This is a genomic window from Collinsella sp. AF08-23 (assembly GCF_003479805.1).
Classification (GTDB): Bacteria; Actinomycetota; Coriobacteriia; order Coriobacteriales; family Coriobacteriaceae; genus Collinsella.
This window is the reverse complement of record NZ_QUHV01000009.1, coordinates 22,164-34,628: the sequence shown is the minus strand read 5'-3', so window position 1 is coordinate 34,628 and position 12,465 is coordinate 22,164. Positions and strand designations below refer to the sequence as shown.

Genomic DNA, 12,465 nt, shown 5'->3' with positions numbered 1-12,465 from the left:
GGCGGCGCGTCGGGGTGTACTTAGGCGAGGGTGAAGAGCGTGTCGCCCGGGTTCACCATGGCGCCCTTTTCGACGTTGATGGAAGCGATGGTGCCCGCCTGCTCGGCGACGACCTCGTTCTCCATCTTCATGGCCTCGAGGATCATGATGGGCTGGTTGGCGGCGACGGTATCGCCAACGTGCACGTGGATGTCGAGGATGGTGCCAGGCATGGGTGCGGTCTGAGAGAAGGCGCCGGCCGGAGCGGGGGCGGGGGCTACAGGAGCGGGCTCGGGCGTTGGAGCCGGAGCCGGTGCGGGCGCAGGTGCGGGGGCTGCGACGGGAACAGGCGCCGGTGCGGCGTCCGCCGGGGTCGGGGTCGGGGCGCCGACCTCCTCCATCTCCACCAAATACTGGGTCCCATCGATTGAGATCTTGAATTTACGCAGCATGGCTGCCCTCCTCTTTCATCTTGTAGATGTTCTTGACCGTGAACGAGCTTTGCTCGAGCGCACCGGCGGCGAGCGCCGTGGCGATGATCGAGACCGTGCGGTGCTCCGGATTCGCAATCAGCACGCGTTTGACGCGAAATTCGCTCGCGGGGTGGTCCCCCGCGGCAATGGCCGATGCGATAACACATGCGTGTGCGTGTTCGCGGGCATCGACCGGCAGGTATGCGGGAACCGGTTCCCACGCATCCTGCGCCTGCGTGCTCGACGCTGCCTCGGCTGCGGATTGTGGTGCTTCGACGGACGCGGGGGCCTGCTGCGCCCGCGAAGTCTGCGGAGCATCATGGTGCCCGATGTGCCTCTTAATCCAAGAACGTAGTCCCATGGCCCTTCCTTTCCCGTGGGGACGTGCCGTGACGCAATGGGGCAAGACCTCACGAATGCCTATGCTAGCGAGATTTGTAGGAATTGTGGCGCTTGGTTGGGGCTTCTTCGGTGACTGGTAGGAATTGGGCGGTGCGGTGGTGTTTCGTTTTACCAAAGCCGTTCACGCCGCTTTGTGCATGGATTGGGTACAACAGCTAAACAGCTGGCGATTGATGGAGACGAACATGCGACGTGTTCATGCGATAGAAGATAGCTTCGCATTCCGCGGGCACATGAGGCGCATCGAGGATGCCGAGCAAACGCGGGAGTTTTGCAAACATGGTATGACGCACCTGCTGGACGTCGCGCGCATCGCTTGGATTTTCAATCTCGAGCGTGGGCTCGGCTTTGACCGCGAGGTCGTCTACGCCGCCGCCCTCCTGCACGACCTCGGCCGCTCTGAGCAGTACGCGACGGGCGAGGACCACGACGTCGCGGGCGCACGGATAGCCGCCGACATCCTAGACAGCTTGCCCGATGGCCTTCGATTCGACGCCGATGAGCGGGCTGTCATCCTTGCCGCCGTCTCCGGACATCGGGGTGCGTGCGCGGACGGGGAGGTCGTTGTCGCACCGCGGGCTGCAGAGGTCCCTACGGGTGAAGCTGACGACCGGGGGTACATGGGCAGTGCGCGTCATGCGAGCGGGACGCGTCGCGGCGAAGGGGCGGAGTCACTCGCCCATCTCATCAAAGAAGCCGACAACCGTTCGCGCGCCTGCTACGCCTGCCGCGTCCGCGACACCTGCTATTGGCCAGACGAGCGCAAGAACCTTTCGATAGATATATAAGTGCGTGGAAACGTGAGGAGCACACCATGGATATGAAACATCTGCCCGAGAACATCGTCGACGACCGCGGTACGCTTGCCCGACGCGAGGCCGGCCTTCCCGCCACGCGCACGCAGCTCGCGCGCCTGGACCCGGAGCAGCTGCATACACTCGACAAAATCGCCATCGAGGGGCTCGAGGTGTTCGCCAACCACGGCGTCTTTCCCGAGGAGAACAAGCTCGGCCAGAAGTTCGTGGTGAGCGTGACGCTCTATACCGATACGCGTCGTGCGGGGGAGACCGATGACCTTTCCGTGTCGATTCATTACGGCGAGGCGGCTCATGCCATCGACGAGTTCATGCGTGTGCATACCTTCAAACTCATCGAGACGGCGGCCGAAAGCGTTGCCGCCATGTTGCTCGACCGTTACCCGGGCGCGTACGGCGTGCGCGTCAAGCTCGAGAAGCCCTGGGCGCCGGTGGGTTTGCCGCTGCGCACCGTTTCCGTCGAGATCGAGCGCACGCGGGCATAGGGCTCGCGTCGGCGGCGCTAGGGGCGCAGTACGATGCCGAACGTGATGGTGTCGACGCCGTTGGTCGTGCACAGGGCCTTGCCATGGTGCGCCTCGGCGATGGCGCGCTTTGCCAGTTCGGAGAGATCGCAATCCTCCATATCGAGCTCGCCGCCCTCGTCCATTTTCGCCAAAAAGACGAGGCGTTCGGTGAGCTGAGCCATGCGTGCGACCTGCTCGTGGATGCCTTTGGTCCATTCGCTCTCACCGTCGGTCATCTCTATGACCTCGGTGTTGGCGTTTATGACGGAGAGCGGGGTCTTGGGTTCGTGGCTTGCATCGGTGACGAACCGCCGCTGCTTGGCGTAACTTTCCGCTGTGGGCTTGATCGCCATGCCCGAAAGGCACGCTACCAATGCGTACACAAGCGCAAGGCCCACGCCGCTGATGATGCTGCTCGCTGTGCTCGAGGATGGTCGCGAGGGCACGGGCGAGGTTTTGTTCGTCTTCGGCGTTTTGGGCGGCATCGCCGGCGCCGCCGCGATGAGTGCAGCGACATCGTCGGGGATATTGTTGGAGCGCATGGGTAAATCGAGGAGATTGGTGGGTACGTCCCGCCATGGCGATACTGTTCGCCGCCGAGGTGCGCCGATGGCTCACTGCGGTTGGCGTGGGTCTTGGTGTGTTGGCGTGCCTAGCCGGTCCGTTTGCGTGGACGGCGGAGACCATCGCCTCGGGACATCACAGCTCATTGCCGACGGCTGGCCCCTCGGGTGAGGGTGAGCCCGGCGGTCAAAGTGGCGCATCCGGCCAGGACGGAGCGGGAGGTCTGCTCGGTGGCGGCGATACGAGTGACGAGCTTGTGAGCCTGCTGCTTGAGAACGCCTCCGGGTACCGTTGGGCCGCCGCGACGACGGGCTCGCAAAACGCAGCGGGCTATCAGCTCGCGAGCGAGTTGCCCGTGATGGCCATCGGCGGCTTCAACGGCAGCGATCCCGCACCTACGCTCGCGCCGTTCAGCTGCGCGCCAACCGCGCCTAGCGTGCAAGGGGAGAGCGGTCGCAAGCTTCTGAATCGCCCTGTGGTACAGTCATGGGAAACTTGAGCGCACGCGTAAGGAGGGCCTCATGGATTCGTCCCAGAGCAGTTCGGACACCCAGAGTGGCATTGACCCTGCCAAGGGCTGCCTGCCGTCTTGCGACCGTTCGATTGAGGGCGGGCGTCTCGGAGGCCCGACGCCTCCCGCGGGATACGAGCGTGACGTGCGCGTGCGAACGCCGGCGCCATCGTCGGGGGCGCCCGCCGCGCCGGGCACCTCCCGTGCGCTTCATTTCGTCAAGTGGACTCTCGCCATGGTCGGCGTGCTCGCCCTGTATCTCCTGCTGCAAATCGTCGTGTCGCTGATAGGGGGGACGGTCATCGTCTCCATCAGCTTCGCGGTCGGCGGCGCGGGCACCGAAGTCGGCGACGCGTTGTTCGACAACGGCATCCAGGTGGTCATGGCGGTATCGCAGCTCATCGCTGCCGCGATCTTCGGGCTCTGGTGGCGGCGCGTCCGGCTCGGCTCGTTCGCCGGGCGCCGCGGGGCGGGCGCTTCCGCAGGCGCCCCCGTCATGAAGACGATCGCCTCCCTGCTGCTCGTCGGCTTCGCCGCCCAGTTTTTCGTGAGCGGCATCCTCGGTTTTGTCGAGCTGTTCTTCCCCGAGACGATGGCGGAGTACGCCGAGCTCATGGAGGATTCCGCCGTCGGGGTGTTCGCGATTATCCAGGTGATCTCGACGGTCATCCTCGCGCCGCTCAACGAGGAGATCGTGTGCCGCGGCGTCATGCTCGAGTACGCGATGCGCGCCGTGAGCCCCGGTTGGGACCCTCGCCACCGCGCTCGTCGCAGGACCGTCTCCGTGCGCGCGTTTTGGGTCGCCAACGTGTTGCAGGCGCTCGCGTTCGGCGTCCTCCACATGAACATCATCCAGGGGAGCTATGCCTTCGCCCTGGGCATCCTACAGGGCTGGGTCTTCTGGCGAACGGGCAAGCTCGGGTACGCCATGCTGCTGCACTTCGCCCTCAACGCCTCGTCCTATCTCGTCGCGCCGTTGGCTCCCATGGTCAACGTGCTGCCCACGCCCATCGTGTTCGCAGTCTTTGGGGGCTTGCTTGCCGGAGGCATCGCCATGTTCGAGCGCGCCTGGCACGTCTCGGACGCCCTGCCTGAGGTCGAGGTGGCCGAGGACGACGAGGAGGACGGGGCGCCGGCGGATGACGATGCGATTCTGGGTGACGTTCTGCCAACCGACGATGCCGCCGCGCGGGCTTCTGCCGTCAGCACCGGCCCTGGTAAAGGAGGCAGCCCACTATAGAAGCGCAAGCGTCTTGGCGCAGTTCTCGCACACGGCGCCGAGCATGCGCTCGCGCAGTTCGCCGGCGCCCGGAATGCCCTTCGCTTCGGCCTCGTCGAATACCTCTGCCATGCTCACGGGAATCTCCTGGGCAAGATCGGCCATAATCGCCGTGCAAGAGTCTTCCGTAAACTCGGCTTTTTCGAGCATCGCGGCGAGCGCGGGGTCGTTGCCGCCCATGTAGCGGTGGATAGCCCCCGAGCCCACGCGACCGAAGCGGTTCTCCCCGCCGACCGCCATGGCAAGTCGCCCCTTGCGGCGCAGATTCTCGTAGGCCAGCCCGGACGCCACATCGTACATGGGAGCTATGATCCTGTCGTTATCGGGTCCGAGAAGCAGCGAATAGTTCTTGGCGTGGGCATCGGGGGCCCCAATAAGGCAGTTGAAGAACAGGATTTGCGTGAAAACCAAAAGATTGAAGTGAGCGCGATTGGTGCTGCATAGCAGGGCCAGCGCATCGCGTGTGGTCGGACCGCCATCTGAGGTGTACTTCTGGTTTGGCATTATTCCCAAAGCTTGGCAAAAGTCTTCTTGGTGCAGCCGGACGACGTTGCCGTTGGAGCGGCGGGCACGGTCGTAGCGAGTGACGATTAAGGCCGGTTCATCTTCGAAGAGGCGATATTCAACATCGGAAGTTGCGACACCGCAGCGCTTGGAGGTCGCCATGCAAATGTACTCGTTGAGGGCCTGAAACTTAAATCCTATGACGCCGTTTTTGAAAATGTGGGTCGTGCGAGCGGATCCCTGGCACTCGCACCATATGCCGTCATGTAGGCCCAATGCGAACTTGCCCTGATTGCCTCCTAGAGACCAACTTTCTTCGCCTCCCATCCACGAGGAATCGCCATCCTGCCTAATGCTGGCAAGGCGTGCTGCGATTGCCTGGTCGCTCAGCGGGAGGTAAGAGCCTTTGCGTCTGCGTGCCGCGCTGAGGTCCTCTTCCCTGTAAAATTGAACCCCTCCCGGACAGTCGAGACCGATGTGTTCCAAAAGCGCAAGCGGATTATTGGGCCTTACTTCGTATTCGGCTGCAATGGCGCGGCGCTGCTGCTCGCTGTCAGGAAGGAGCCCGAACAGGTAAGGGAGAACGGTTTTTTGGTCATAGCTTCTGTTGCTTATGGGCATGGAGCTCGAGAGGGGTATTCCGGAATAGCCTTCGTCATAACTAAAGCTAATGGCACCATGAGCATTCTGTTCGAGGGTTCCTGCTATGTCGTTGCAGACGATGACCTTGAGAGACCGTGCAGGCATGGCTTACCTCCTTGCAACAAAAGACGTTGCCACATCATCTATACCTTGATGTTTCAAAAAATCGTCAAAGACGGAATCGTAGTCGGCTGGTGATTTCGACGTATCGGTGCGTGGACGGCGTTGTGCGGCCCTGGTTCGATTTCTGGCTTGAATGATTGGGGAGCTGCTAGTGCTGGGATTGATTGCATGATTTTGCTTTTCGCCTGTGGCGATCACGTTGCGCCCGATGTCATCGCCTTGCGCGGCGAGGCCGATGCCGAGCGCGCCGAAGACGGCGAGGAGCTTGTCGAGGCGGATGCCGGTGGCGTCGCCGAGCTCGAGGGATGCCAACAAGCGCTCGGACACGCCCGCCGCCGCAGCGAGCCGGGCGCGCGTAAGACCCTGGCTCTCGCGGGAGCGGCGTACGTAGATTCCGGCTTGGCGCGGCGTGACAATCGGCATCGTGTCCATGGACTCCTCCTCATGCAAAAGTATGCAGATTAGTATATCTGCAAAAGTATGCATACCAAGAATAGTATATCGACAAGGTTTGATTGCATCTGTGCCGTGAATTGCTTCGATAGCCCTCTAGGCAAAGGTTCGGCGGGAAGCAGTTCCATGTTATTTCCGCCTACCGAAGAGCTCTTGCATATAGAACACAACGCTCTATATTAAGAACGAAGTATCCTATGGCATGGAAGGTGATTATGCGACTTGCCTCCCACATCGTTCGCTTTGATATGCGGGGCATTCCCGTAATCGGCAACACGGCTTCCGGCGCCCTTGTGGGCCTCACGCCGGAAGGGGCTGAGCTGTGCGACGCTATGTTGGAGCGTGAAGTCGCCATGGATGAGGTTCCCGCTGGATGCAAGGAGCTCGTGGCTCATCTTGCTGGTCATGGGTTTACGGAAGAGGCTGAAGCGGGTGGGTGCAACCACCTCGCGTCCGCCTATCTCCATGTGTCGAATACCTGCAACCTCTCGTGTGTTGGGTGCTACTCGGCCGACTGCAATCGCAACCGAGCTGTCGACCCGAGTCTTGATGATCTGTGCCACGCGATTGACGTCCTTGCCTGCCTGGGTGTCACGCGCTTGGTGATTTCGGGCGGCGAGCCGTTCTTGCGCGAAGATCTGCCGGAAATCGCGCAGCATGCGCGCGAGCAGGGGATGACGAGCATAACTGTTCTGACCAACGGCACGCATTGCGGTGACGAGATGCTCGCGAAGCTCGTGGGCAACGTCGACGTGGTTTCTGTCTCCTTCGACGGCGCGAGCCCGGATGCCCTTGCGCTCATCAGGGGAGAGCAGCTGTTCGAGGTGCTTGTCGACACCGTTAAACGCATCCAGTCTGCGGGAATCCACGCGCATATGCTGCCCACGCTGCATGCGCGCAACGTTCAGGATGTCCCCGCTTACGTCGAGTTGTCAAAACAATTGGGATGCACGGTTGGCTTTAGCCTGTTGAGCGGCACGCATGCAGACTTGGGCGACCTCATGCCCGACGATTCTTGTCTTGCCGAGCTTGCGGAAATCATGGTCGAGGTGGCGAGCAAGGGCGATGCCGTGTCGATTGACGACGCCTTCAATCCCATGCGGGCACTGTCCGTTCGCACCTGCTGTGGTGCCGGCAAGAACTCGGTGAGCGTTGCTTCGGACGGAACGGTGTATCCCTGCCACATGCTTCATAAACCCGAGTTCGCTCTGGGCAATGCGTTCACCGATGACGCAGCTGCGATTGCGGATAATCTTTCTCAGTTCACCTTGCCTTCGGCGGAGGAAATCGAGGGCTGCTCATCGTGCGAAAACCGATACTTCTGTGGAGGTGGATGCAGGGCTCGGGCATATGATGAGCACGGCTGCATGACCGAGCGCGACCCGTATTGCGCGTACTACCGCAGCGCAATCGAGCGGACGGTCGAGGCGTTCATAAATCATATTCAAGGATAGGAAGGGTAAAATGCTGTTCACTATTGAAGCGCAGGGCGTTACGATGACCGCCTGTAAAGATATTTTCGGTATTCATGTGGGGTATTAAGGATTTGGAAACGTGCAATGAGCCAGTTACCTGTTGGCAAGATGCCGCTTTTGCTTAGACTGATCTGCTTCGTTCTGATCGCAGTCGCGCTCTTCTCCGCCGTCAATATGGTGACGGGTATTGCTGCCTTGTTGGATGCGAAAATGGGCAGTCATCTTTTCGCCTTTGTTCTTAATCAACTTATCACTGTCTCGTTTGTGATTATCCCGCTTTTGGTTTTCGTGAGGTTGGTGCGCGCCGCAATCGTTTCCAAGGAGTTCTTCTCCCGGAAGCAGAGCCAAAGAATGCTGACGATTGCCATCTGCTTTGCACTTCGCGTTGTGCTGGATCTATTCGCTCCTTCCATTGAGGTTCCCGCTTTGCTCGAAGGCGCAGTCGGCCCCATGTCAGTCGGTCCCAGTCTAAACCTCATGACGCTTGCCACATCGATCATGTTCTTCGCACTGGCTGGTGTTTTTGAGTACGGCAGGAAACTGCAGGAGGATTCCGATAACATCCTGTGATATCCATTTAAAAGCGTTCAAAGGGAGGACAGCCGAATGCCCATCGTCATGCGACTCGACCGTGTTATGGCAGATCGGAAGATGTCCTCCCTTGAGCTTGCCGAGAAAGTCGGCATCTCTCCCGTTAACATCTCCCGTATCAAGACCGGTCGCCTCAAAGGTATTCGTTTCTCAACACTTGAGGCGATGTGTGAGGCTCTGCACTGCAAACCAGGCGACATCATCGACTGGATGGATGACGAAGAGTATGTCGAGACGTTTGGCGCGTTGCCCGAGGACTAAGCATATTTTCCATGAGTGGCAATCAGTGCAAAGTCAGAACTAACCGATTGCCGAATGTGGAACAACTGTGGATGTTCCCCATGCTTGACAATGTTATAGGGATTTTCGTCCCGTGCATTTCCCATGTGATAAACCAAGGGGGCTGTCGAGGTTCCTGTCCGTTTGCCGGGGATATACAACCGTCTGCCCGTATAGTATAGACAATATTATATATTAAGAAGATATTAGTAAATATAGGCCGAGAAGGGAGTAAGGAGGTTCCCATGAAGGTATTCAAGAGCCTTAAGGCAAAGGTTGCGCTGCTCGGCGTGTGCGTGGCCTTGGCATGTGGCTTCAGTGGGGCGGCATACGCTTCGTCCCATAATTTCGGCTACACGCTGCCCGGCTTCCAAGAAAATGTTACCGTCCAAGCGGGTACTCGTACCAGTGGATCTGCTTCTGCTAGTGTGAGCGTCAGCAGCGGCGGTACGCGAAAGTGCTGGTTATGGTGTGATGCTCCCAGCGTTGGAACGCGATTGACCGACTCCGTTTTGGTGACGGGTAACAATCAATATACCTTGTCATATTACAACCGCAATTCTGGTAATGTTTATTTGCGTGGTTGCACGGATGGTTGGCAAGATCCCAATTACATCAGTGGTTACGTGAGCTTCTAAGTTCTGTTAACCGATTTGACGAACCGTTTCCTTCTCTGCTTGATCTTCGCGGTCTCCCCCTTCCGTATCATGAGATAGGGGAGACCGCGGCTTTGCGGGAGGTGCAAAATGCCCATGCCGGCTCTGCTTAAGGTGCTATTCCTCCGTATGTTCAGACGGGCTGAATGCAGGATTGCAATTACGGTAACCCTGCTGTGCTGTCTTATCGCCTTTGGCGAAACGTGCTTCAAGTTCTATGGCGCAGACGTGGGTGAATTGCCCTCGGCAGCCTATGCATGGGCGTGGAACATGGACGCAATGCAGGTGAACGCCTCACGTGTGTACCTGTTCTTTGTAATGCCCGTCGCCGCAGCGCTGGTCTTTGCGGATGCCGCCCGACAGGACTTGCGGTCTGGTGCTGCCTGTCTGTTGGCTTCGCGAACATCTGTGACAACCTGCGTACTCGCCTATGGGATAACGAGCTTTATCGGAGCGTTTTTGCTGACGTTTGTGGCACTGGTACTCCTACAGGTGCTTGCGCTCGTTGCCTTTCCTGTGGAGGGGGCGTTTGAGGGCTATTTGGGGATGCCTATGTACCTCGATCTCCGAACGCCGGGAGGGCTGTTCGCTGGGATTTGGAATAGTTCGCCCTATGCATACAACATGATTTTTACCTGTGGCGCTGCGTTTTGGGCGGGGGCATCGGCGCTACTGTCGTGCTCGCTGGGAATGTTCATGCGCCGGAATAAGTTGGCGCTGATCGTGCCTGCCGCCATCTCATTGGCGGCGTTCGTGGTGCTTCCGTTAGTGGTTCCGCGCCTTGGCAATCTTCTGCACTTTTATGTGATGTATCCCAAGCTGAACGATCAGGTAATCAGCGTTTTTCGTTTTATTGCGACACCCTGCCTTTGTTTGATTCCGTCGGTGTGCCTCATGGCCGTGGCGTGTAAGCGTGGGAGGGATGTGTTGCTATGATTTCATGGCTGTACGTTCATGTCAAAAGAAATAGAAGTACATGTGGCACCTTGGCGGCAGCTCTCGTATGTCGTCTTTTGCAGATGACGGTGCTTGGCAGGCCTTCCCATGCTGCAGATTCGCTTTTCGATTCGTATCTCTCGATGAACGCTGTCGATTTTGCCACGTTTCTGTTTATTCCGCTGTTTTGCGTCGGCCAGATGCGCTCGCTCAAGTTGTATTCTTCGCCCCAATGCGCTTTGGCTTTGGGGAGCCGCTCGCGTGTGGCGCTGCGCATATGCGCAGATTGCGTGCTGACCGGTCTGCTCATGAGCGTTTTGCTACAGGTGACTTCCCTCATTGTTCTGTTTTGGCGGTTCGGGACGATTCCCATGTGGGAGGCGCTGCGTCCCGTCGACTTGGTTCTCCAAGGCGTTGTGTTGGCCAATGCCGGCATGGTGAGCTTTCTTGCTATGTTGGCATTCCATTCCTCGGCGTTCTCTTGCCTGACGGGCATTTTGTATGGGATGTGGGATTTCATGGCCATGAATGTTGTGGGCGGAGGGCTCCCGCCGATTGGATGGAGCTTGGCAATTGTCCCGGACGGCGCCGGTTGGGCGGCGATCGTTGTCCAAGCTGGAGTGCTTGTGTCGTTATCGCTGGTTTTGGGCGTCTTGCTTTGGCTGGCTGCGGGTAAGGTTGACTATCTTGACTGCGGCAGGGGCTTAAGCAAGGCCTAACGTTTCGTTTGAGCCGAAAGCGTAATGGAGGTTGCTATGGATACTGGTGTGGAAGGGCGCAAGGCGAGCCGCGTCGGGGTCCGTGTTTCCGCAGTGTCGAAGACCATCAAGGGCAACCGTGTGCTCGATGGTGTGAGCGCGTCGTTCCCCCTCGCGCGCGTGAGTGGAATTCGCGGGCACAACGGGTCGGGCAAGACGATGCTTTTGCGGGCGATTGCAGGACTGATTTCCATCGATGAGGGATCGATCGAGGTGTTTGGCGAGAAGCTGGATGCGCGAGGCGATTTTCCGGTGGGGATTGGATTCATGGTCGAACCCCTTGAGCTTTGGGACGAGTTCACAGGGCTTGAGATGCTCACGCTGCTTTCGTCGTTGCGTGGCAGGCCGAGAGAGAATCATCTCAGGTCCGCTCTCACTCGCATGGGGCTCGACCCCGATGATCTGCGACGAATTAAGAGCTTTAGCTTGGGCATGAAGCAACGATTGAACCTTGCTCAGGCGCTCATGGATGCTCCCCGCTTGTTGTTGCTGGATGAGCCCACCAACGCTCTGGACGAGGATGGGCAAGAGGCGATTCGACAAGTTCTGATTGAGGAACGCGACCGAGGGACTACGATTATCGTGGTGTCTCACGATCGTGAGGAGCTCGATCGCATTGCCGATGTCCAGTTCATCATGGGCGATGGACGGATACGGGAGGTGTAGAGCAATGAGACCGAGGTCTGTGTCCCGATGGGTGTTTGCGTGGGGGCTTATGCTGGTCGCGGCACTTGTGATTGGGGTCGTTACGCGCATAAGCTACGGCGACGTGTCCGCCCATCCCGAGACGATGGATGGGCTGCCGTATGAAGTGGCGCCCTATTCACAGGAACGGTTTGAGCAATACGCGAAAGGGATGGGCGATGCTAGCACGGCGCAAGCGTTAAGCAATGCTGAGCTTGTCGCTCGTGTTCAGAAAAAGGCTTCTTCTATCTATCGTTACAAGGCATTTGCCTCGGAAATGCGAGTTATGGAGGTGTTGCGCGGAGACGATTGCCTTCAAGGAGTATCAATTGATGTGTATGAGCCCGTTTCCCTGAGAGATTGGGGTGGAACGAGGTGTCTGGTTGCAGTCGACGCATACCAGTTCGGCTCTACTCCAATGCGCGAAGACGAGGAGTACGTGCTGTTCCTCAACCGCGCTCCTCATAATCGTGTGGTGGGCGATGCATGGACGCTTGTAGTGTCGCCATTCGCCAAGATTGCTGCCGACGGCAATCCTACTTGTATGGTCCATGAGGGGGTCGGGGAAAGCATGGAATTGCGCGAACTAAAGGATGCTGACATGGTTGCAGAGAGTGACAGGGACATGGAGGCATATCTTGTTGGTTGCGAAGATGTTCTTAGGAGTCTGGACGTCGAGCGGTAGGATTCGGGGGCTTTCGCCTTGGTGGGTACGGGAAATCTTACGTGATGGCAAGCGAACCTTGCCATCAGGTTCGATGGTTTTGCGTTGTCCGTGTTTTATGGGGAGCCGGAATGCGCCTCCAGCGTACATGATGTTTCAGTTGTAGCAAAC

Annotated in this window: 17 protein-coding genes; 12 read left to right on the top strand and 5 right to left on the bottom strand. The window is 58.7% G+C overall.

Features of this window, described 5'->3' with window-relative positions; translation table 11 throughout:
• Window positions 1–20: 20 nt before the first annotated feature.
• Together DWV48_RS06285 and DWV48_RS06280 are read right to left on the bottom strand one after the other, a co-directional pair.
• Window positions 21–431, bottom strand: a complete 411-nt coding sequence (locus DWV48_RS06285; RefSeq protein ID WP_118653973.1) for an acetyl-CoA carboxylase biotin carboxyl carrier protein subunit — start codon at window positions 429–431, stop codon at window positions 21–23.
• The gene (locus DWV48_RS06280; RefSeq protein WP_118653972.1) at window positions 421–813 is read right to left on the bottom strand and encodes a hypothetical protein; all 393 of its coding nucleotides are present in this window, start codon (window positions 811–813) and stop codon (window positions 421–423) included. Before DWV48_RS06280 ends, DWV48_RS06285 begins: the two co-directional genes overlap by 11 nt.
• Before the next feature lie 226 nt (window positions 814–1,039).
• On the opposite strand from DWV48_RS06280, the gene DWV48_RS06275 reads away from it, so the two are divergent.
• Together DWV48_RS06275 and folB are read left to right on the top strand one after the other, a co-directional pair.
• The gene (locus DWV48_RS06275) at window positions 1,040–1,642 is read left to right on the top strand and encodes an HD domain-containing protein (RefSeq protein WP_118653971.1); all 603 of its coding nucleotides are present in this window, start codon (window positions 1,040–1,042) and stop codon (window positions 1,640–1,642) included.
• Between the two features lie 26 nt (window positions 1,643–1,668).
• The gene (gene folB / locus DWV48_RS06270) at window positions 1,669–2,154 is read left to right on the top strand and encodes a dihydroneopterin aldolase (RefSeq protein WP_118653970.1); all 486 of its coding nucleotides are present in this window, start codon (window positions 1,669–1,671) and stop codon (window positions 2,152–2,154) included.
• Between the two features lie 17 nt (window positions 2,155–2,171).
• Here the strand turns inward: folB and DWV48_RS06265 are convergent, their stop codons facing one another.
• Complete coding sequence (locus DWV48_RS06265) at window positions 2,172–2,717, bottom strand: histidine kinase dimerization/phospho-acceptor domain-containing protein (protein ID WP_118653969.1); 546 nt, start codon at window positions 2,715–2,717, stop codon at window positions 2,172–2,174.
• 35 nt (window positions 2,718–2,752) lie between these two features.
• On the opposite strand from DWV48_RS06265, the gene DWV48_RS06260 reads away from it, so the two are divergent.
• Both DWV48_RS06260 and DWV48_RS06255 read left to right on the top strand, forming a co-directional pair.
• A complete protein-coding gene (locus tag DWV48_RS06260; RefSeq protein WP_118653968.1) occupies window positions 2,753–3,238 on the top strand; it encodes a hypothetical protein in 486 nt (161 codons plus the stop codon).
• 22 nt (window positions 3,239–3,260) lie between these two features.
• Window positions 3,261–4,490: a CPBP family intramembrane glutamic endopeptidase gene (locus tag DWV48_RS06255; RefSeq protein WP_233546201.1), complete on the top strand. Its 1,230-nt coding sequence runs from the start codon at window positions 3,261–3,263 to the stop codon at window positions 4,488–4,490.
• On the opposite strand, the gene DWV48_RS06250 is transcribed toward DWV48_RS06255, so the two are convergent.
• Both DWV48_RS06250 and DWV48_RS06245 read right to left on the bottom strand, forming a co-directional pair.
• Window positions 4,485–5,780 carry a type II toxin-antitoxin system HipA family toxin gene (locus DWV48_RS06250; RefSeq protein ID WP_118653967.1) on the bottom strand — a complete coding sequence of 432 codons (1,296 nt, stop codon included), beginning with the start codon at window positions 5,778–5,780 and terminating at the stop codon, window positions 4,485–4,487. The genes DWV48_RS06255 and DWV48_RS06250 overlap by 6 nt on opposite strands.
• Before the next feature lie 3 nt (window positions 5,781–5,783).
• Window positions 5,784–6,230 (bottom strand): helix-turn-helix domain-containing protein, encoded by a 447-nt coding sequence (locus DWV48_RS06245; protein ID WP_199588911.1) that lies wholly within the window; start codon window positions 6,228–6,230, stop codon window positions 5,784–5,786.
• 236 nt (window positions 6,231–6,466) lie between these two features.
• Between DWV48_RS06245 and DWV48_RS06240 the strand changes: the two genes are divergently transcribed.
• The 8 genes from DWV48_RS06240 to DWV48_RS06210 all read left to right on the top strand — a co-directional run bounded on the left by DWV48_RS06240 (window position 6,467) and on the right by DWV48_RS06210 (window position 12,315).
• Window positions 6,467–7,705, top strand: a complete 1,239-nt coding sequence (locus DWV48_RS06240) for a radical SAM protein (protein WP_233546200.1) — start codon at window positions 6,467–6,469, stop codon at window positions 7,703–7,705.
• 105 nt (window positions 7,706–7,810) lie between these two features.
• The gene (locus tag DWV48_RS06235; protein ID WP_118653965.1) at window positions 7,811–8,296 is read left to right on the top strand and encodes a hypothetical protein; all 486 of its coding nucleotides are present in this window, start codon (window positions 7,811–7,813) and stop codon (window positions 8,294–8,296) included.
• A 36-nt stretch (window positions 8,297–8,332) separates the two neighbouring features.
• Window positions 8,333–8,578, top strand: coding sequence for a helix-turn-helix transcriptional regulator (locus DWV48_RS06230; protein ID WP_118653964.1), 246 nt, complete (start codon window positions 8,333–8,335; stop codon window positions 8,576–8,578).
• Window positions 8,579–8,841: 263 nt separating this feature from the next.
• Window positions 8,842–9,234 (top strand): hypothetical protein, encoded by a 393-nt coding sequence (locus DWV48_RS09100; protein WP_147352850.1) that lies wholly within the window; start codon window positions 8,842–8,844, stop codon window positions 9,232–9,234.
• A gap of 114 nt (window positions 9,235–9,348) precedes the next feature.
• The gene (locus DWV48_RS06225) at window positions 9,349–10,188 is read left to right on the top strand and encodes a hypothetical protein (RefSeq protein ID WP_147352849.1); all 840 of its coding nucleotides are present in this window, start codon (window positions 9,349–9,351) and stop codon (window positions 10,186–10,188) included.
• 263 nt (window positions 10,189–10,451) lie between these two features.
• Complete coding sequence (locus DWV48_RS06220) at window positions 10,452–10,907, top strand: hypothetical protein (RefSeq protein ID WP_233546199.1); 456 nt, start codon at window positions 10,452–10,454, stop codon at window positions 10,905–10,907.
• A gap of 36 nt (window positions 10,908–10,943) precedes the next feature.
• Window positions 10,944–11,612, top strand: coding sequence for an ATP-binding cassette domain-containing protein (locus DWV48_RS06215; protein WP_158574838.1), 669 nt, complete (start codon window positions 10,944–10,946; stop codon window positions 11,610–11,612).
• Between the two features lie 49 nt (window positions 11,613–11,661).
• The gene (locus tag DWV48_RS06210; RefSeq protein ID WP_118653960.1) at window positions 11,662–12,315 is read left to right on the top strand and encodes a hypothetical protein; all 654 of its coding nucleotides are present in this window, start codon (window positions 11,662–11,664) and stop codon (window positions 12,313–12,315) included.
• The last annotated feature ends 150 nt before the right edge of the window (window positions 12,316–12,465 follow it).

Coding starts and splice junctions, on each gene's coding strand:
- DWV48_RS06285 (WP_118653973.1), bottom strand. CDS start 431: ATGCTGCGTAAATTCAAGATCTCAATCGATGGGACCCAGTATTTGGTG.
- DWV48_RS06280 (WP_118653972.1), bottom strand. CDS start 813: ATGGGACTACGTTCTTGGATTAAGAGGCACATCGGGCACCATGATGCT.
- DWV48_RS06275 (WP_118653971.1), top strand. CDS start 1,040: ATGCGACGTGTTCATGCGATAGAAGATAGCTTCGCATTCCGCGGGCAC.
- folB (WP_118653970.1), top strand. CDS start 1,669: ATGGATATGAAACATCTGCCCGAGAACATCGTCGACGACCGCGGTACG.
- DWV48_RS06265 (WP_118653969.1), bottom strand. CDS start 2,717: ATGCGCTCCAACAATATCCCCGACGATGTCGCTGCACTCATCGCGGCG.
- DWV48_RS06260 (WP_118653968.1), top strand. CDS start 2,753: ATGGCGATACTGTTCGCCGCCGAGGTGCGCCGATGGCTCACTGCGGTT.
- DWV48_RS06255 (WP_233546201.1), top strand. CDS start 3,261: ATGGATTCGTCCCAGAGCAGTTCGGACACCCAGAGTGGCATTGACCCT.
- DWV48_RS06250 (WP_118653967.1), bottom strand. CDS start 5,780: ATGCCTGCACGGTCTCTCAAGGTCATCGTCTGCAACGACATAGCAGGA.
- DWV48_RS06245 (WP_199588911.1), bottom strand. CDS start 6,230: ATGGACACGATGCCGATTGTCACGCCGCGCCAAGCCGGAATCTACGTA.
- DWV48_RS06240 (WP_233546200.1), top strand. CDS start 6,467: ATGCGACTTGCCTCCCACATCGTTCGCTTTGATATGCGGGGCATTCCC.
- DWV48_RS06235 (WP_118653965.1), top strand. CDS start 7,811: ATGAGCCAGTTACCTGTTGGCAAGATGCCGCTTTTGCTTAGACTGATC.
- DWV48_RS06230 (WP_118653964.1), top strand. CDS start 8,333: ATGCCCATCGTCATGCGACTCGACCGTGTTATGGCAGATCGGAAGATG.
- DWV48_RS09100 (WP_147352850.1), top strand. CDS start 8,842: ATGAAGGTATTCAAGAGCCTTAAGGCAAAGGTTGCGCTGCTCGGCGTG.
- DWV48_RS06225 (WP_147352849.1), top strand. CDS start 9,349: ATGCCGGCTCTGCTTAAGGTGCTATTCCTCCGTATGTTCAGACGGGCT.
- DWV48_RS06215 (WP_158574838.1), top strand. CDS start 10,944: ATGGATACTGGTGTGGAAGGGCGCAAGGCGAGCCGCGTCGGGGTCCGT.
- DWV48_RS06210 (WP_118653960.1), top strand. CDS start 11,662: ATGCTGGTCGCGGCACTTGTGATTGGGGTCGTTACGCGCATAAGCTAC.